Annotated in this window: 3 protein-coding genes and 2 pseudogenes; 2 read left to right on the top strand and 3 right to left on the bottom strand. The window is 68.6% G+C overall.

The genetic code is table 11. The annotated features are described in order from the left end of the window. Window positions 1-1,001, bottom strand: a pseudogene (locus tag V7050_RS19155) (phage terminase large subunit family protein); the annotation flags it as partial. A gap of 91 nt (window positions 1,002-1,092) precedes the next feature. Then, entirely contained in the window at window positions 1,093-1,560 is a 468-nt protein-coding gene (locus tag V7050_RS19160; protein WP_324369617.1) for a terminase small subunit, Nu1, read from the bottom strand. Window positions 1,561-2,134: 574 nt separating this feature from the next. Between V7050_RS19160 and V7050_RS19165 the strand changes: the two are divergent. Together V7050_RS19165 and V7050_RS19170 are read left to right on the top strand one after the other, a co-directional pair. Then, window positions 2,135-2,227: pseudogene (locus V7050_RS19165) on the top strand (metallophosphoesterase family protein); the annotation flags it as partial. 140 nt (window positions 2,228-2,367) lie between these two features. Next, complete coding sequence (locus tag V7050_RS19170; protein WP_324369619.1) at window positions 2,368-3,033, top strand: hypothetical protein; 666 nt, start codon at window positions 2,368-2,370, stop codon at window positions 3,031-3,033. Window positions 3,034-3,565: 532 nt separating this feature from the next. Here the strand turns inward: V7050_RS19170 and V7050_RS19175 are convergent. Then, on the bottom strand, window positions 3,566-3,999 hold a 434-nt coding region (locus V7050_RS19175), incomplete at its 5' end, for an efflux RND transporter permease subunit (RefSeq protein ID WP_324369618.1).

The raw sequence follows: 3,999 nt of genomic DNA on the forward strand, positions 1-3,999 counted from the left end.
GGGACTGGGTCGACCCGCTCAAGGACATCCAGGCGCAGGTGCTGGCGATCGACGCAGGCCTCCTCTCGCGGCGGAAGGCGGTCGAGGCGACCGGTTACGACATCGAGGAGATCGACCGCGAGAACGCCGCCGATGCTGCCCGGGCCAACGACCTCGGCCTCGTCGCCGCCGGCGCGAGCCGAGAGGAAGCCGCGCACCATCGCCTCGCGCCGCACCCAAGACGAGTAGATCTCGTTCAAATGGAAGCCGGCGATGCCCTTGAACGGCGCCTGCGCCCGCCATTCGCCGCGGCGGATCGCGGCCCAGCGCATGGCGTCGGACCACCCCGCGTCGCAGGCTATGCAGTGGTAGCGCGCGGTCTCGGGCCGGTGCTCGCGCATGGCATGACCGCCATTGGCATGACCGCCGGCGGGGCTGTCCCAGCGCACCTGGCCCCAGACCAGCACCTGATGCGTGCCGCAGCTCGGGCAAGGCACCCAGTACTGCCGCTGGTCGCTCTCGGCGTAGGCGGTTTCGATCCGGCTCGCGCCGCGGATCGTCGGGGTCGACACCAGCACGACCTTACGGTTCCAGAAGGTTACCGTGCGCTTCTTGGCGAGGTTGACCGGGTCGCCTTCCGCGCCGGCGCTGAACGGGTAGCGGTCGACTTCGTCGCAGAGCAGGATGCGGATCGGCCGGCTCGCAAGCCCCGAGGGTGCGTTGGCGCCGACGATGGTCAGGTGCCCGCCCGGGAAGCGCTTGTGCAGGATCTTGTTCGACCCGTCGCGCGACTTCGGATCGGCGATTTTGCCGACGAGGCACGGCGTGTCGCGCGCCATCGGCGAGAAGCGGTCCTTCGACCAGGCCTCCGCGTCGCGCTCGGTCGGCATGACCACCATGATCGGCGCCGGGTCCTGGTCGATTTAGTAGCCGACGGCATTCCCCAGGGCCTCGGACTTGCCGACCTGTGAACTCGACATGATCACGACGCTCTCGACGCTGCCGTCGGAGATCGCGTCCATGATGCCGCGCTAATATTCGGCGCGGCTGGTCCGCCACTGCCCGGGCTCGGCGCTCGCCTCCGAGCTCAGCCGGCGGTTGGCGTCGGCCCAGTCACTGATCGTCAGCTCCGGCGGCGGCCGCAGGATCGCCAGCGCCGTCCGTGCCGCCGTCGCCAGCCGCTCCGGTCCCGTCAGGATCAGCGGCGACGACCGGGGTCGCGGCGAGCTCGTCGAGCGCCTCGCGGACCGCCTTCCTGATCTGGTCGCGGACCCCGGCAATCGTCGTCTCCTCGTGGCAGAGCGGCGCCAGCCGGTCGGGCATCACCAGCAGCCGCGCGCGGAGCCGGACCAGCACCGCCGTCCACGCGGCCTCCACCGCCTCGGCAGGCTGCAGCTCGCCTCGGCGGCCCTCGGCTTCCATCTCGGCGATGTCGGCCTTGGCCTTGATCAGCCGCGCCCGCTCGACGCCGAAGTCCGGCGCGCCGGCCTGAGCACGCACCGTGAGGTCACGCAGGTAGGCGACGTAGCCGCGCACCGCGGCGACGAGGTCGTACTGGCCGCGCTCGGCCTTCGGGATCACCCCCTCGCGGCTGAGCTGCTGGATGCGCCGCTCGGAGAGGTCGAGTAGGGGATCAGCCGCTCGAGCGGCAAGTCGACGACGTCCATTGGGGATCCGTGATGATGCTGGTGGGCGGTGCCCGAAACGCAACGGCCCCACCGATCAGGCAGGGCCGGAAGCGAAGTGGCCCACGTACCCCGTTTCGTTTCGAGCGGGGGCGCCGGGGTTCAGGTGCCTGTGTTCATTGGCCCGTTGCGCAAGGCGAAACGAAACGGCCTATTTTTTGGGATCTGACTGGGAAAGCCCCGCGCTGAGCGCTCCCGCATACATTTCCCGCCAAGAGGGACCCGTAAAATCAGCATTTTAGCGTGCGAAGCTCAACTTCTGCTTCATCTGGTTGCGGAGCAATGGGAACGGAAAACCACTCGCCGCCTCCTCAATCCCGCATCGCGTCCGTGCCCGCGCAAATCTCCAGCGTAAGGATTTCTCGCACGGTGATTCCGAAAAGTGAATCCCTCTCGGTGTCTCAACTCTTAATGTCTCACCAAGACGATTTCTCTTGACAGCCGCTCGAAGTATTGAGCGCGGAGCGGCCATGATCATCGGCGTCATCTCCGACACCCACGGACTGCTGCGGCCTGAAGCGGAAGAGCACCTGGCCAGTGTCGAGCACATCATCCACGCCGGCGACATCGGTAGGGGCGTTCACTACGCGGCCTCCTCGGTGATGGTGATGGTGAGCGATGCGAAATCCGGCAGGGTGCGCCGCAGAACCCGGGCGAGCCCGCGCCGCTCAAGGGCCGGCTCTTCGATGAAGGCGGCCGGCCGATGTCGCCGAGCTTCGCCCTTGGCCGCGGCGGCAAGCGCTACTGCTACTATGTCTCGGCGTCGCAGCGGGCGGATCGCCACCCGGACGGCAGGGCGACGATTCGCCGGATCCCGGCCCCGGCGCTGGAGGCCCGGCTCGCCGCCATCCTCCGCCGGCTGGTGCCCGGGGAGGACACCGATTCGCTCGCGCTGCCGGGCCGGGTCGAGGTCTACCCCGAGACCGTGAATCTCCTCCTGCCCGTCGAGCTGATGCCGCGCCTCCAGGGCCGCCTCCTGGCCGGCGAGCAGCTCGCGCGGGACGCGGCGGACCCGTCACAGGCGCGGCTTACCCTGCCGCTCCGCCTGCAGTTCCATGGCGGCCGTACCCGGATCACCGGCGGCGCCGACGCCGGCGCGCCGCCCGATCCGGTGCTGGTCAGGGTCCTGCGGGCGGCGCATGCGATGCTCGACCGGGATGCCGCCGGCGACCCGCTCCTCGCCGTCGCGCCCGCTTCGACCTACCATCGCCGCCTGGTCCGCCTGGCGTTCCTCGCCCCCGATCTGCAGCGGGCGATCCTCACCGGGCGACAGCCGCCAGGCATGACGCTCGCGAGCCTGATGGACGTGCCCCTGCCGCTCCTCTGGAGCGCGCAGAAAAGACTGCCCGACGCGTCCCGGCTGGCCTGAAGCTCCCCGGCATCGCCCCCCGAGGGTCACCTGCGCATCGCCCTGTTCCACGCATTCGCATCCCTGTTCCGGCGTAATACCCGCCCTGCTATGCCGAATCCGGCCCCTGTTCCGCGGAAAAACAGGAAAGTGCGTTTCGCGCCCGCAAGGGTCTGATTCTACGCATATACTCCACGCGTCATCCTGACGGCGCCTGCGCCGTGCCCTGTTTTGGCCCTCAAACAGCGAAAATTCCCTGTTACCGGGAAAACTCCACCTTGCATCGGACGGGAAGAGACGGGCCGGCAGGTGCGCCGTGAACCGGCCCGGATCCGGCCCGTGAAACGCGCGGCCACAGAAGAAGGCGCCGCAATAGCGCCCCTGTTTCCGCAGGTTGCGCGGCCAAAGGCGAAATGAGCAGGGTGTCGGGGGTGGCTGGCGGAGGAACGGGGACTGGGATCGAATAGTCTCTGCGCTGTAAGCTGTTGATCTTCCTTAAAGGCGGCGCCCTGCGAGGCGCGGCTGCGAACGGCAAGTTGACAAGGCAGGCACGTCAGGTCCGGAGCACCCGGTAGATTGCCGGGATCACCAGCACGGTCAGCAGGGTCGACGAGGCGAGGCCGAAGAGGAGCGAGATCGCGAGGCCCTGGAAGATCGGGTCAGTCAGGATCACCGCCGCGCCGATCATCGCGGCGAGCGCGGTGAGCAGGATCGGCTTGAAGCGGATCGAGCCCGCCTCGATCAGCGTCTCGGTCAGCGGCTGGCCGGGCGTGCGCCCGTGGCGGATGAAGTCGACGAGCAGGATCGAGTTCCGCACAATGATGCCGGCCAGCGCGATGAAGCCGATCATCGAGGTCGCGGTGAACGGCGCCGCGAACAGCCAGTGGCCGCCGAGGATGCCGATGAAGGTGAGCGGGATCGGCGTCAGGATGACGAGCGGCACCCGGAACGAGCCGAACTGGGCGACGACGAGGATGTAGATGCCGA

The sequence above is a fragment of the Amaricoccus sp. genome (assembly GCF_036846665.1).
GTDB lineage: Bacteria > Pseudomonadota > Alphaproteobacteria > Rhodobacterales > Rhodobacteraceae > Amaricoccus.